Here is a 14,172-nt window from a genome sequence, read left to right as displayed (position 1 = left end):
TTATTCTTTTAAATCGCTAAAATTTAAAAAATCCCATTGATTAAGATCTTTATTTAACTCTTTTCCAATTATCTCTTTATAATCACTTGCTAAAATACCAAATCCCTTTGGTTTTTTGGTTTCAAGGTCAGAAAAAGTTATCAAATGTCCTTTCGGTAATTTCTTATTAACAGCTAAAGATTTTTCGAAAATTTGTTTCAGCTCATTAAAATTTGAGTTTTCGTTTTTATCTATTGGATTATTTAAAGCCTCCTTTATATTTCTAACCGCTTTTACTAATTGTTCTGTTTCCTTAAAGTTTAAAGAAGCTTTAGCATCTGGCCCAAACATTTCTTTATTAAAAACTACGTGAAACTCTAAAATATCAGCCCCCAGAGCTACAGCTGCAATACTTGCTTCTATAGATGATGAATGGTCTGAAAAACCAACCGAAACACCATACCTATCTTTTAATTCTTTAAGTACATTAAAACCAAACTGTTTTGGAGCTGTTGGGTATGCCGTTGTACATTGTAAAATAGAATACTTAGCATTTCTACTTTTTAAAAATGCCACCGTTTTATCCAACTCTTCATAAGAACTCATTCCCGAAGAAATAATAATAGGTTTCCCTGTCTGAATAATCTTTTCTAACAAAACGAAATTATTTACCTCTCCAGAACCTATTTTATAACGCTCTACGCCAACTTCCTCTAACAAATCTACCGCTGTATTACTAAACGGAGAACTTATAAACTCTAAACCAACTTTAGTACAATGTGCTTTAATCTCTTTCCATTGCTCTAAAGTAAATTCCATTCTTTTCCAATAATCATAACGAGTTTTATCCTCATAAGAAAAATTTACACGAAAAGGTTCTTCACTACTACTTTCTGCAGCTGCAATATGTGTTTGAAATTTAATAGCATTACAACCTGTCTTAGCAACCGCATCTATATACGAATGTGCCAAACCTAAACTCCCATCATGTGCCTGTGCAATTTCTGCAATTATAAATGTTTCTTTCATTTGATTTTTTGTAAAAATGTGCTTAAATTTTCTTTTTGAGAAGCGGTTGTAAAATGATTTTTAAATAGTTGTTTTCCTTCCAATGCTATTTTCATCCCCTTATCATTTGCGTTATATAATTCTATAATTTTATGACCCATATCTGTTAAATTGTCACATAAAATAGCATTTTTATCGGTTACCTCCGGATAACATTCTACCGCCGCTTTTGTGGAAACTAAAACTTGCTTATGATTAAAAACGACAGGGACTCTTGTTCTTGTTCCTGTATTAAATTCCCATGGAATAATATGAAAGTCTCCTGGTAAAAGAACGTTGTCTAATTCTTTAACAAACCCTAAGGAAATAATATCTTTATCAGAATTTATTAAATTCAATAGTTTTTCTGATGCTCCTTTTAACTTCCCTATAATAACTAGTTCTATAGTTGGTATTGCTGTTTTAATTGTATCCCAACATACAGTCAAAAATCTTTCTAAACCAATTCTATTTGCGGTAGTTCCCATGCCACCAAGATGTACAATTCTTGGAGATTTATTGGGTTTTAATTCCGATTCTATATTGATATAAGTAGTTGGTAAATAAAGCGCCTTTTTTTGATGTTCTAAAACCTCATTTGTTTCTGTATAAGAACCAGAAACAACACCTGCTACATTTTTTATTAAATTTATTTCAACTCGTTTTTTCTGAAAAGTATGAAAACGTTTGTTTAAATTCTGATTCGGAGTTCTTAATTTCGCCAACTTATATTCCCAATCATGGTGACTATAAATACTTGGTGTTTTTAAATTAAATGCAGCAACCATAATTGCATTCCATCTCCATTCTGCCCAAATAAAATCGATTTTATAATCTAAAATAGTTTTTTCGATAAAGTTATTATTTTCTTTATTGATAAAATAATATTCAAACTTTGTCGGATTAAAAATAGCATCACTTAAACGCTTTATTCCTTTATTAGGTTGTTGTTTAACCACTGAATAAGATATAATAGTATCTAACTTTTCTCTAACATCATTATAATCATCAGTATTAAAAACACTTACATCATTCCATTGTGTAGCTAATAATATAATTTTATACCCCAACGAATGCAACAAATCTACATGACTAAAATATACAGATGCACCTCCGCTAGAATTTAAGTCTATTTTACTATTGTTTACAATAAATAATACTGTTTTTGAACTCATTTTATAATCTTAAATATTATTTTCTATGGTAGCATAAGCGTCTAAAACACGGTTTCGAATTTCTTTGTATGCTAATTTCTTTGCAATTTCTTGATTCATTAAAAAAGCTTTTTCTAATAACTCATCACTTTTTAAAGCTTTAGATATCAATTTAGAAATTTCGACAGCATCTTCTGGATTCTGAATTAAAAATCCATTTTTACCATCAGAAATATAATCTTCACTGGCACCACCAGGATTGGATTGGATTGGGAAAGCTCCTAAGATAATCGCTTCTAAAAGTGTATTTGGTATTCCGTCTGAAATATTATTACCAATTGCTATTTTTGCCTTTGCAAATAACTTTAATAATTCGTTTTGACTTACTTCTTTTTTTCTACTGATATATTCTATATTCCATCCATTAGCATTCATTTCTACAATTTTGTTGATAACATTATCGTGTGCAGAATAAACCAAAATTTTACAATCTATTAAATCACTTTTTATTAGCTCTAAGGCTTTTAACACCACCAAAGCTCTACCTGCCCAATGATGATATCCTTTAATAATAATTAAGTTTTCTTTGGATGTTTCTGCAACAATTTCATTTATTTTTTCTAATTGATAACCGCCACCTCCCGGAAAAACACCTGCAACCTTATTTTTAAAGCCTAAATCTTTTGCTATATAAATATCTCTCTGATTATCAACAAATAGATAATTCAAATTAAAAAGGACTTGTTTTATCTTTTGTTGGTGTTTTTTCTCGTTTTGATATAAATACAAATCACTACCCCAAGAAAAATAAGCCCATTTAAAATTCAGTTTTTTTCTAACTTTTAATAAAGGATACGTTTGCGATTGCATTTCTAAAGAATGTACCAAATCTGGTTTTATTTCTTTAATTAAATCTTCTAGTTTTTCTGATGCGGTAACTTTTAAATAAGGTTCTATTTTATTAAAAACACTAGGCACTTTTTTTTCAAGAAAAAATTCGCCCTTTAAATAAGGTACTTTTCTTTTACTCCAACCAGTAATATAATTCGTCCATAATAAATCTTTATGAATAGGTCTATCTAAACAATCGAACACATAAACTTTATGTTCTGTATCTTTTAATTGATTGATCCACCTAGCTGCATGGATATATTGGAGGCATACAAATAGGATTTTCATAAACTATTTTTTATTTTTTCTAATGGTTTCAGCCATAATTGCTCTCATTTCCTTACCCCAAACATTCCAATTTAATTCTTTTTTAAATTTTTCTAAAGAATTTTTAACCAACTGTTTTATGCTATTTTTGTCTGCCAGCAATTTTTCTATTTGATTTGCATACTCTAATGAGGTAGCATTGTATGGCAAAGCATAACCATTAACGCCATTTTTAACAATAGTACTTACTCCTCCTGTATCAGTGGTTATAACAGGAATTCCAAATGCTGCTGCTTCACAAAAAACAATACCATAACACTCAGATCTTGTAGGCACAAATAACAAATGGCTTTGATAAAGTAACTCATGAAACTGAGCCATTTCTTTGTCTGAATTTTTATTTAAAAAAGGGATGACCTTCATATTAGCATGCTGAACAGGAGGAACACATCCACAAACAGTTAGCTTTATATTAAGTCCTTTTTCTACAAGTCTTTTTAAGGTATCAAAAGCAATATCTCCTCCTTTTCTTTCCCAATCTCTACCTAAAAAAAGCATCTGAATTTCCGAATCATAGGATTTATTTAAAATTCTAGCTACATCAGGAACGTAATCCATATTAGCTCCAAATTTTACTACGTGTGCATTTTCTTTTTTTAAATTGTATTTTTTAATAGCAAAATCTGTTGCCCATTCAGAAGGAAACACATAACTATGAGAGTTATTAATTGCCTTTTTCATAACAAACCTAGATTCTCTAATAGAAAACGAAGCAAATTTTGAATAATTTGGATAATATCCCAATAATTGATCAAATGACGCATCTGCTAAATAACAAATTGGTGTTTTTGTCTGTATAAAAGCAATTTCAGGACCTGCAGAAGAAGAGAAAATAAGATCTATATTAGCGTTTTTTATTTTCTTTTTCACAAAAGTATAGTAATAAATACTCTTTAAAATATTCTGCTCTCTATTGTATTTTTTTTTTAAAATTAATTGCGTAAACTTATCGATACGCGCTATTATTCCTGCAGTAATTCGCGGTCTTGGTATTGGCCCTAAAACAACCACTTCTTCAAATTCTTTTTCCAAAGCTGTTAACATTCTAAACTGAGTGCCAGACCATGCTCTTTTATCTTTTGGATCTAAACTGGTTAAAAAACCTATTGTTGCTTTTTCTTTCATTATTAATTTATTGTTTAGGTTTTAAAACAGATTCTTTTATAGCAGATAATATCTTTCTTAAATATTTATAATTTATATTTTGTTCGTGATTTACATTTTTTACTAATTCAACAAAACCTCTACCATACTTTCTTGCCCTTATATACTGAAATTCATTAAAATCTACCCAAGACGCATTCCAAAGATGTACAGCATAACTATTTTTTGTTAGGTAATTTCTATAATTAACTTTATCTGATGACTTATTAGAAGGTAAGGCATAAAAATATTCTATAGGAAAAATAACAATATCCTCTTTTTCTATTTTAGATAAAAAAAGATCATTATAATTATATGTTTTTTTAAATATCTCTGTTATTATTTTAGGAATGGCAATAGAAAATAAATTAACAAAACCTCCAATTTTCAAATTACTATACTTTTCTAAAATTTTATAAACAAATGGATGTTTTATAGTGGCTCCAAAAATTGCTGCATTAATTGTAGATTCATCTTCAATTCCTATAAACATTTTATTCTTTAAAAGTTCATCTAAGTTTTTTACTAGTAACATATCTGTATCTAAATAAATACCACCATATTCATATACTTTTTGCAATCTTACATAATCTGAAACAAATGCCCATTTTTTTAATTTGTAAGCTTTTTTAACAAACTTAGAGTCTAATTTAGAATTGGTTTCATTCCATTCTTTTATTTCATAATCTGGCAAATGTGTTTTCCAAGACTCAATACAATCTTTTACTAAACCAGGTTTTTCATTATTTCCAAACCAACAATAATGTATTATTTTAGGAATCATAAATTAATCAAATGTATTTATATCAATTTTTTTATGATAAATTTTATTTTGAGTTAACTCAAGTAATCTGCTAGACTCATAAACATCCCTTGTTTTAACATTAAAGTTAATTGCATTTTCCAAAATTTCATAAGCTTTAGAATCTCCAAAGTATAGATTAATAGAAAACGTATCATCTATATAAATAGGAAAATCTTCTATAACAATTCTTCCTTTTCCATCTCCCTCTTTAATAGATATACTTTTCCCCAGATGTTTATTATTTAATCTCAAAAAAGAGTTGTGTAAATTATCCTGAATACCTATTCCTAATTCGCCTCCTAAAAAAACTCTGGCTGCCTTATAAGTTATTTCAAGTTCAAACTTTGCACCACTGTATATCGTATCTGTTAATTTACCATCACAAAATAATTTTGCTTCTAAAATTCCGAATTCATCTTTTTTGTCGATATGTTTTCTTAGATTATAAATACCTAAAGATTCATTTATAATAGATTCTTTATTTAATGCTAAATATTTCTTTAAAGCATCTTTAACACTACCGTCAAAAGAAATTTCTCCATTTTCTAATAAAATAGTTCTAGTACAAAGGTTTTTTATTGCTGCCATATCATGACTAACAAATAAAACCGTTCTTCCTCCTTGGCTAGAAATATCTTGCATCTTACCAATTGCTTTCTTTTGAAACTCATCATCACCAACAGCTAAAACCTCATCTACAATTAAAATATCTGGCTCTAAAAAGGCTGCAACAGCAAACGCTAAACGAACTTTCATCCCACTAGAATATCGTTTTACAGGAGTATCTACATAGCGCTCACAACCAGAAAATTCAATTATTTCATCTAATTTAAGAGCAATTTCTTTTTTAGTCATTCCAAGAATTGCTCCGTTTAAAAAAACATTTTCTTTACCCGTCATTTCTGGATGAAACCCCGTACCAACCTCTAACAAAGAAGCGATTCTTCCATTTGACTTAATTACTCCAGTTGTTGGTCCTGTTACTTTAGATAAGATTTTAAGTAACGTAGATTTTCCTGCTCCATTTTTTCCTATAATTCCTAAAATATCTCCTTTTTTAACTTCAAAATTTATATCTTTTAAAGACCAAACATAATCAGATTTTGCCTTTGTAGCTCTATTATTAGATTCTCCTATTTTTAAAAAAGGATCTTCTTTTCCTCTTATTTTATGCCACCATCTATTTAAATCATGACTAATGGTACCAGTACCCACAACTCCTAATCGATATTGTTTACTTAGGTTTTCTACTTTTAAAATTACTTCGTTAGATTTCATGATTAAATAGTATCGATAAAACTTTTTTCAGTTTTGTTAAAAATTAAAACACCTAATAACAATGTAACTAAAGTTATCACAACAGTATAAACAATTCCAAATAAGGATATACTACCTTCATTTAACAACATAAATCTACCTGTTTCAATAATATAAGCCATTGGGTTGTATTTTACCGCCCATTCAAAACCTTTTTCTTGAAATAAAGACAAAGGCAATACTACAAGAGAGATATACATTAATAGCTGAATACCAAAACTAACCAAAAAGGTAAGATCACGATATTTTGTGACCATCGAAGAAATAATCATTCCTAACCCTAATCCTAACATCCCCATAAATAAGACTAATACAGGAAATAAGAAAACATATTTGCTTGGTTCAATATCATAACCAGTAAACAAGAAATAACAATAAAATAGTATAAAAATAAATATCTGTATACCAAATTTTAATAAATTGGAAACAACTACAGACATTGGCATAATAATTCTTGGAAAATATACTTTTCCAAAAATCTGTTCATTTTTCTTAAAAGTATCTGCTGTTTGGGTTAAGCAATCTTTAAAATAATTCCAAGTAGTTATTCCTGCTAAATTGAACAGAAATGGAGGAATACCTCCTGTTTGAATTCCGGCTACATTATTAAAAACTAAAGTAAAAATTACTGAAGTAAACAAAGGTTGAATTAGATACCATAAAGGCCCTAAAATTGTTTGTTTATATAATGTAATAACATCTCTTTTTACAAAAAGAAATAATAAATCTTTATAATCCCAAACTTCTTTTAAATTTAAATCGAATAAATTGTTTTTTGGCGTTATTTCTAAAAGCCACTTTTCTTTGTTCATTTATTAAATTTTCTTAATAAACAAATATAATTTAATTTATGATTTTAACATTTAATATCTATTAATATTCTTCCTTTTCATTAAAAAAAGAAATTATACAACTACTTATGTTCTATCTTTTTTTTTATAAACAATAATTCTATTATTATTACTATCTATTTCTTACAACAAACCTTGGTATAAAAAAAAGCACAGATTTATTCATCAATTTTAAAACATAAAACTATAATTATTAACGATAAACTTCATATTCATTAAAGCTAAGAATAAAAAATGTGCTCCAAAAAACAAAAATTCAAGCTTACTATTACTTTTAACATACTTATAAAAATAAGAAAAAAACAAAACTGGCATTAATACAATTACAGGCATAAACCACCTAGGTTCTACATAAGAACAAATAATTAAAACAATAATTAAATTATAATTAATAAAAAAAATTGCAATTTCATTATTAATAATTTTCCTTAAAGTAATTTCTTTCTTAAAAACACCTCTGATAAATAATAACATTCCAAAAACAAAAACAAGCCCAAGTATTCTTGTATAAGGTTTTATCAAATAAATAGCTTCTCTAGTTGAAGTTTTAATACTTCTTGGTATATTAAACATTATCGTTTCAGACACTGAGTTAGGTAATGAGTTACTTCCATTTTTGGAGACATAATCTATAACGTCTTCTGGACTACAATGGTTTCCATACGTTAGTTTTCCTTGTTCTAACCAAATTGCCGTTAAATATTGCACCTGAGGCCATGATACGTTTTTATGTTCTATCTTTTTTTCCATAAATGAAAGTTTTCCTTTTTCTTTTATAGATGGAAAATTAAAAAGCATTAACACAGCTGTAAAACTGATCAAAATTAATCCGGTTTTAAAAATTAAACTTTTAAAATTCAACTTCAGTTTATAAAAATAAATAGCCAAAACAAGAATGAATGTTGGAAAAATTAAAATACTTACCAATCTTGTTGATAGCATTAACGCAAAAACACCTCCTAAAGAGGCATATAAAATTATACTTTTATTATCTTTTTTAATTTTAAAAAAAAATATAAAAAATAACAATGTAAAAAAGGTTAGCATACTATCATTAATACCTTTAAAAATAAACGACAATAACACCATTGCATTAACTGAAGTAATTATAATTGCATTTCTATATAATTTAGGCAAATAATTATAATTTTGTTTAACAAACCACCAGAGCAAAAAAACACTTAATACACCAAAGAACAAACTAGTCATTCTCATTGCCATTATTCTTTCTAGCCCTAGTTTATAAAACAAAAAAGAAATACAATTAAAGAAAGTAGAATTCCCTAAAATATTAGCTTCAGAAAAGCCGGAGTCTATAAAAACATTAAACGCTTTAATAAAAAAAACTTCATCCCTTCTAGGTCCTGGATAAATAAAAACTGAAAACAACCTTAGGATTGCATAAGCTCCTGTAGTTAAAATACTAAAACTTGTAAATAAATATAAAATATTTTTCTTATTCATAAAAAACTTCAGATTGATCTAATTCATAAAACAAAGGCATTCTAACCAACGTATCTGCATATCTATCGCAGTTAACTAGCTTTCTACCATCGTGCTTATCTTTAAAATAAGGGCTAGAATGCAAACTAACATAATGAAAAACAGGATTAATTCCTCTTTTTTTATAACTGGTTATAAATTCGTTCCTTTTCTTTAAAGATTCTAAAAGCACATAAAACATGTGTGCATTATTGGTTGCATATTCAGGAACTAAAGGCAACGAAACTTTAACATTCTCATTAAAAAACTCAAAATATTTATTCCAAATTTCTTTTCTTCTTTTCTGAATGTCTTCTAAGTTTTCTAATTGTGCCCATAAAAATGCAGCTATAATTTCTGAAGGTAAAAAAGAAGACCCTACATCTACCCAACCATACTTATCTATTTCTCCTCTAAAAAAAGCAGAACGATTAGTTCCTTTTTCCCATATAATTTCTGCTCTTTCTATAAATTGTATATCATTAATACCTAACAAACCTCCCTCTCCACTGATTACATTTTTTGTTTCGTGAAAAGAAAATGCCGACAAATGACCAATACTTCCTAATGCTTTTCCTTTATAATAAGATTCAATTGCTTGAGCAGCATCTTCAACAACATAAATACCATATTTTTTAGCTAATGCCATAATGGTATCCATATCACAAGCAACGCCTGCATAATGCACCACTACAATTGCTTTGGTTTTTGGTGTAATTAAAGCTTCTAAACTATTTTCATTTATATTTGGTTGATCTGACCTAGAATCTGCGAACACAATTTTTGCACCTCTTAATACAAAAGCATTGGCTGTAGACACAAATGTATAGGAAGGCATAATAACCTCATCTCCTTCTTTTATATTCAACAAAATAGCACACATTTCTAAAGCATCTGTACAAGAAGTGGTCAATAACGTTTTTTTGATACCATAGCGTTCTTCAAAAAATTGTTGGCATTTTTGTGTAAAAATTCCATTTCCTGAAATTTTACCAGAAGCAACTGCTTGTTCTATATATTTTGTTTCATTACCCGTTAGGTAAGGTTTGTTGAAAGGGATGTTTTTCTTTACTTCCATATATGATATATGTATTCTCTTTTATTTTCTAAAAAGCCCAAAGATTTATAAAATTTATTTGCAATCTCATTATCTAGTTGAGTTTCAACCTCAACTAAATTACATTTATTCTCCAAAGCCCAATGATCAACTCTTTGCATTAATTTTTTTCCTAATCCTAAACCTCTAAAATTTTGGCTTACTGCAATTAACCCTATTTTACAGATATGTTTATTCTTTTTAACTGTTACAAAACCTGAAATAGTCTCATCAATAAAAACAACAAAAATTTCATCTGCTATTTTTTTATTTACAGAATTTCGCACCCATAAATCATATAACTTTTCAAATTTAGAATTAGGAATATTAGCATCTTTCTTAAACCTAGAATAAGATCCGCTTTGCAGTGCTAAATCTAGTAAATTTTCATCTACATAGTCAAAATCATATTTTACAATATCCTTTAAAGTTTCTTTATCAATAAACTCATCACTAGATAAATCTTTTGTAAAAGTTATTTTTATATCCTGCAAGGAATCAGAAAAACCCATTACCGGATTTTCAGAAAACACATAAGTCAACCCTTTTAAAAGTTGAAAATCACTATTTTCTTTAAAATCAATTCTAAAAACCTCATGTTTAAAAAAGTCTGAATCCCAATTTAACTTGATCATTCCATATTTATTTTTTCTTGAACAATATAGATTGGTCTATTTTTTACTTGATCAAATACCTTTCCTAAATAAACCCCAACAACACCAATTATAGATATCATACAACCAAATAAAAACCACATAGAAACAACAATCGAAGAATATCCATCAACAGTTATTTTACCACTAATTTTTAAATAAAGATTATAAAAAATCATCAATAAAGAAATACCGACTAAAACAAACCCAAATTTTATAACTATTTTTAATGGTTTATTAGAAAAAGAAACAATATTATTAAAGGCTAAACTTAACAAGCTGTATAAATTATAACTAGAAACGCCTTCTTTTCTTTTACTATGCCTAACCTCAACTACTTCAGATTTATAACCAACCCAATTTATAGCCGCTGGTAAAAACTTAATATAATCACCTAAACCAAGAACCGAATGAATTACATTCTTTTTATAGAGTCCGAAATTGCCTACTGAATGAGATAATTGAGATCCGGTGAAATAATTTAGTGTTTTGTAGAAAAGAAAAGAACTTAATTTTTTAGTAAACTTATCTTCCCTTTCTGTTCTTGCCGCCAAAATAATATCAAAGCCTTCTAAAGCTTTAGTATATAATTTTTCTATTTCTTCTGGAACATCTTGTAAATCACCATCCATTACAATTACCCATTGTCCTTTTGCATTTTCTAAACCACAAAAAATAGCTGGATGTTGCCCAAAATTACGACTTAAGTTAATCGATTTTATATTTTTATTTTCTTTAGACAAACTACTTGCTACTTCCCAGTCATTACCAGGACTGCCGTCATTTACTAAAATAATTTCATAGTTTTTCTCTAACTTATTAAAAACACCTTGTAATCTAGAACAAAGTTCTTTTAAAGTTTCGGAACATTTATATAGAGGAACAACTACTGAAAACTCAATCATTTTTCTAATTTATAAAACTCTCAATCCCCAACTCATAGCTTTTTAACCCAAAACCTAAAATAACACCTTTACAAACCGGAGATAAAAAAGAATGATGTCTAAAAGTTTCTCGTTTATGCACGTTAGAAATATGTACCTCAACAACCGGAGTTGTAATACCACTAATAGCATCTGCAATAGCAACAGAAGTGTGCGTGTAAGCACCTGCGTTGATAACAACACCATCGAAACTAAAACCAACTTCGTGCAATTTATCTATAATGGCTCCCTCACTATTCGACTGAAAATAAGACAATTCTATCTCGTTAAATTTTAATTGAAGTGTTCTAAAGAAATCTTCAAAAGTTTCTGAACCGTAAATTTCTGGTTCTCTTTTTCCTAGTAAGTTTAAATTGGGTCCGTTAATTATAATTAGTTTCATACTGCTAAAATATAACAAATAAAAAACGGAAGCAAAAATGCTTCCGTTTTTAAACTCTTTAAATCTTCTAAATTAGAATCTATACCCTAATCCTGCTTGAAAAGTGTTAAATTTTATTGAAACACCAGAAGGCGCATCTTCTAATCTGTTTGTTAAGCCAAATGCATACCTTGTAGAAATATAAAGCTTTTCACTAATATCATATCCTGCTCCAATTGCTAAACCTAAACCAAAAACATTTACTCCGTCTGATTCTGACACTAAAAAATCTAATTGTGGTCCTGCTTGTAAACTAAATTCTTCTGAAACATAGTACTTTGCCAGTATTGGTAAAACTATTAAATCAGTAGACTCTCCATCTTTACTAGCACTAGCATATTGTAATTCAGTTTGTAAGTTTAAATCTTCAGAAAGTACAAATTCTCCCGAAAAACCAACATAAAAACCTTGACCATCAACAGAAATGGAACCTCCACCTCCACTAGCTTTAATACTTAAATTATGAAAACCTGCAACAGCTCCAAATTTAGCATCCTGTGCATTTACATTTCCTAATCCTAATAATGCCACTACTGCAATAAATAATACTTTTTTCATAACTTTTTTTTAAATAATTTATATAATTCAAAAATAAGTAAAAAGAATCATTTTAAGGCAAAAAAAAAGGCTTAGTAATTATTAAATATCATAAAAATCATAACTAAGTTTTTATATCTTTATCCCATGAAATGGCAAAATGCAATTAGAGATTTTCAATTATTTTTAAAAATAGAAAGAGGGTTATCTCAAAATACAATTGATAGTTATTCTAGAGATTTAGAAAAACTACTACTTTTTCTTGATAAAAACGAAATTGACTCCTCTCCTATTTCAATTGATGAAATAACTATTCAACAATTTATTTATGATGTTGCTAAAAAAGTAAATCCTAGAAGTCAGGCTAGAATTATATCTGGTTTACGAAGTTTCTTTGATTATCTAATTTTTGAAGATTATAGAAAAACAAATCCAACAGATTTAATTGAAGCTCCAAAAATTGGTAGAAAATTACCAGATACACTGTCTGAAGATGAAATTAACCAATTGATTTCTGCTATCGATTTAAGCCATCCGCAAGGCGAAAGAAATAGAACTATTTTAGAAACTTTATATAGTTGTGGCTTGCGTGTAAGTGAACTAATCACCCTAAAAATTTCTGATTTATTTTTTGAAGAAGGTTTTGTACGCGTTATTGGAAAAGGAAATAAACAACGTTTTGTGCCAATTCACTACAATGCACAAAAGTATATTTCGCAATATATAAAAGTAATTAGAACGCATATAAACCCACAAAAAGGTTTTGAAGATACTGTTTTCTTAAACCGACGCGGCAAAGGGCTAACCAGACAAATGATTTTTATTATTCTTAAAAATCTAGCTCTAGAAATTGATTTAAAGAAGAAAATTAGTCCGCATACCTTGCGTCATTCTTTCGCTACTCATTTATTAAAAAACGGCGCAGATTTAAGAGCTATTCAGCAAATGTTAGGGCACGAAAGTATTACTACCACAGAAGTATATGTACATTTAGATAAAAGTTATTTAAAGGAAGTTGTTGAAACCTATCATCCTAGAAAGTAAAGCCCATCCTAACCTTCCCGAAGGGAAGGAACTCATGCTTTTGAATCTACAATACGGAGTAACTTTCTGGGATTTCTCTGCCGAAATTTCAGCATAAAAAAGACAAAATTGTGTAAAAACCATAATCGTGTCACTATCACCTTTTAGTAGAAGTCTCACAAGAAACGAACACAAAATTGAGCAACTTTATGAGATTTCTCCTTGCGTCGAAATGACAAATTTGTGAGCTATACTTTGTGTTCTTTTTGATAAAGTTAAAAAAAATGATTCCCGATACAATTTCAGGAAAAATAAAAATCACTAGAAATGAGCGTTTCGAAATAGATTCAAAATAAAAAAGACTATCTAAAAAAGTTTAAAGCTTGTAATACTGAACTTGTTTCAGCATCTCAACGTACTGAAATTCAAACCTCATAGGAGCCTAAAATAAATTCAGATTGACAAAAAATAAATTTAAAGACAGCCTTTTTTAAGTTGATAA

General features: G+C 28.4%; 14 protein-coding genes. 1 reads left to right on the top strand and 13 read right to left on the bottom strand.

Annotated features, from left to right (window positions below; all coding sequences use genetic code 11):
* The 13 genes from JOP69_RS00430 to JOP69_RS00370 form a co-directional block, all read right to left on the bottom strand.
* Positions 1-1,008, bottom strand: coding sequence for an N-acetylneuraminate synthase family protein (locus JOP69_RS00430; RefSeq protein WP_203394522.1), 1,008 nt, complete (start codon positions 1,006-1,008; stop codon positions 1-3).
* Positions 1,005-2,201, bottom strand: a complete 1,197-nt coding sequence (locus tag JOP69_RS00425; protein WP_203394523.1) for a glycosyltransferase — start codon at positions 2,199-2,201, stop codon at positions 1,005-1,007. The genes JOP69_RS00430 and JOP69_RS00425 overlap by 4 nt, the downstream gene beginning before the upstream one ends.
* Before the next feature lie 9 nt (positions 2,202-2,210).
* Positions 2,211-3,359, bottom strand: coding sequence for a glycosyltransferase (locus tag JOP69_RS00420; protein ID WP_203394524.1), 1,149 nt, complete (start codon positions 3,357-3,359; stop codon positions 2,211-2,213).
* Between the two features lie 3 nt (positions 3,360-3,362).
* Positions 3,363-4,523 (bottom strand): glycosyltransferase family 4 protein, encoded by a 1,161-nt coding sequence (locus JOP69_RS00415; RefSeq protein ID WP_203394525.1) that lies wholly within the window; start codon positions 4,521-4,523, stop codon positions 3,363-3,365.
* Between the two features lie 7 nt (positions 4,524-4,530).
* On the bottom strand, positions 4,531-5,325 hold the full coding sequence (locus tag JOP69_RS00410; protein ID WP_203394526.1) for a glycosyltransferase: 795 nt from the start codon (positions 5,323-5,325) through the stop codon (positions 4,531-4,533).
* Positions 5,326-5,328: 3 nt separating this feature from the next.
* The gene (locus JOP69_RS00405) at positions 5,329-6,624 is read right to left on the bottom strand and encodes an ABC transporter ATP-binding protein (RefSeq protein WP_203394527.1); all 1,296 of its coding nucleotides are present in this window, start codon (positions 6,622-6,624) and stop codon (positions 5,329-5,331) included.
* A gap of 2 nt (positions 6,625-6,626) precedes the next feature.
* Positions 6,627-7,475, bottom strand: a complete 849-nt coding sequence (locus JOP69_RS00400) for an ABC transporter permease (protein WP_203394528.1) — start codon at positions 7,473-7,475, stop codon at positions 6,627-6,629.
* A gap of 210 nt (positions 7,476-7,685) precedes the next feature.
* On the bottom strand, positions 7,686-8,978 hold the full coding sequence (locus tag JOP69_RS00395; protein WP_203394529.1) for a hypothetical protein: 1,293 nt from the start codon (positions 8,976-8,978) through the stop codon (positions 7,686-7,688).
* Entirely contained in the window at positions 8,971-10,074 is a 1,104-nt protein-coding gene (gene rffA, locus JOP69_RS00390) for a dTDP-4-amino-4,6-dideoxygalactose transaminase (protein ID WP_203394530.1), read from the bottom strand. The genes JOP69_RS00395 and rffA overlap by 8 nt, the downstream gene beginning before the upstream one ends.
* Entirely contained in the window at positions 10,065-10,727 is a 663-nt protein-coding gene (locus tag JOP69_RS00385; protein WP_203394531.1) for a GNAT family N-acetyltransferase, read from the bottom strand. The genes rffA and JOP69_RS00385 overlap by 10 nt, the downstream gene beginning before the upstream one ends.
* Complete coding sequence (locus JOP69_RS00380) at positions 10,724-11,650, bottom strand: glycosyltransferase family 2 protein (RefSeq protein ID WP_203394532.1); 927 nt, start codon at positions 11,648-11,650, stop codon at positions 10,724-10,726. Before JOP69_RS00380 ends, JOP69_RS00385 begins: the two co-directional genes overlap by 4 nt.
* A gap of 4 nt (positions 11,651-11,654) precedes the next feature.
* A complete protein-coding gene (aroQ, locus tag JOP69_RS00375) occupies positions 11,655-12,071 on the bottom strand; it encodes a type II 3-dehydroquinate dehydratase (RefSeq protein WP_203394533.1) in 417 nt (138 codons plus the stop codon).
* Between the two features lie 72 nt (positions 12,072-12,143).
* Positions 12,144-12,668, bottom strand: coding sequence for a porin family protein (locus JOP69_RS00370; RefSeq protein WP_203394534.1), 525 nt, complete (start codon positions 12,666-12,668; stop codon positions 12,144-12,146).
* Between the two features lie 126 nt (positions 12,669-12,794).
* Between JOP69_RS00370 and xerD the strand changes: the two genes are divergently transcribed.
* Complete coding sequence (gene xerD, locus JOP69_RS00365) at positions 12,795-13,691, top strand: site-specific tyrosine recombinase XerD (RefSeq protein ID WP_203394535.1); 897 nt, start codon at positions 12,795-12,797, stop codon at positions 13,689-13,691.
* Positions 13,692-14,172: the final 481 nt, after the last annotated feature.

It is taken from the genome of Polaribacter sp. Q13 (genome assembly GCF_016858305.2).
GTDB lineage: Bacteria > Bacteroidota > Bacteroidia > Flavobacteriales > Flavobacteriaceae > Polaribacter.
This window is presented reverse-complemented; position numbering and strand designations above follow the sequence as displayed.